Origin of the sequence: Pseudomonas sp. RA_35y_Pfl2_P32 (assembly GCF_963970735.1) — a bacterium.
Classification (GTDB): domain Bacteria; phylum Pseudomonadota; class Gammaproteobacteria; order Pseudomonadales; family Pseudomonadaceae; genus Aquipseudomonas.
In genome coordinates, this window is record NZ_CAXAQF010000100.1 from 1 (window position 1) to 680 (window position 680).

Consider the following 680-nt stretch of genomic DNA (forward strand, 5'->3'; position numbering starts at 1 on the left):
TTCGATGCGAGTCGCCGATACGCCCGATGGTTCGCGCACGGTCAATTTAGTCGATCAGACCGCCCATCACGTGCTCGACGCGATGCGTCTCACTGACGACCACCGCGGAAGCATTCCAATCACTGAACTGCGCCAGATCCTAGCGGAGCCTACGGTTCGCGAAAACCTCCACCAGCTGGACACCGGAATGTCGCTGGACCGCCTCGATCAGCTGGCTGACCAAGCCGATACGGATCACGATTTTCGTCTTGTCTGGGGTTAGCCTCCCTTCGGACAATCTCAGGGGGGAGCTGGGAAATCGGCTGCCCCTTTTTTTTCTCGATAGGCTACAGCTCGCAATGCCCAACAAGTTAGAAAAAAAGGGGAGGGCCTAACGGCCTCTCCCCTTTCGTTTTGCCCGGCAGGCGCCAGCCTGCCTGCACAACTAACCTTTTACGCGGCGAGACGCTTCGCGACTTCAGCTACGCCCATCGATTTTACCGCTCCAAGGATCGATCGAATCTGCTCCGAGTCACCCTTCAGAAGCCCCGACTTCTCCACCTCTTTTAGGAGCTCGGAACGCTCCCTTTCCGCAAGCTGGCGACGTCGCTCGTCCAGCTTCTTTGCCTCAGCCGCGAGCTGCGCGCGTTCCTCCTCGATTGTGCGTGCCATCGTCGTACCTTTTCATGATGTGTTGCCAG

The 680-nt window shown here is 58.1% G+C and carries 2 protein-coding genes; one reads left to right on the forward strand and one right to left on the reverse strand.

Annotation, left to right across the window (positions count from 1 at the left end):
* Positions 1-262 (forward strand): hypothetical protein (locus AACY45_RS27280; RefSeq protein WP_339548543.1); only part of this gene is annotated, 262 nt, incomplete at its 5' end.
* Between the two features lie 170 nt (positions 263-432).
* Here AACY45_RS27280 and AACY45_RS27285 read toward each other — a convergent pair.
* Positions 433-651, reverse strand: coding sequence for a hypothetical protein (locus AACY45_RS27285; protein WP_133192272.1), 219 nt, complete (start codon positions 649-651; stop codon positions 433-435).
* Between the last annotated feature and the right edge of the window lie 29 nt (positions 652-680).

Coding starts and splice junctions, on each gene's coding strand:
- AACY45_RS27285 (WP_133192272.1), bottom strand. CDS start 651: ATGGCACGCACAATCGAGGAGGAACGCGCGCAGCTCGCGGCTGAGGCA.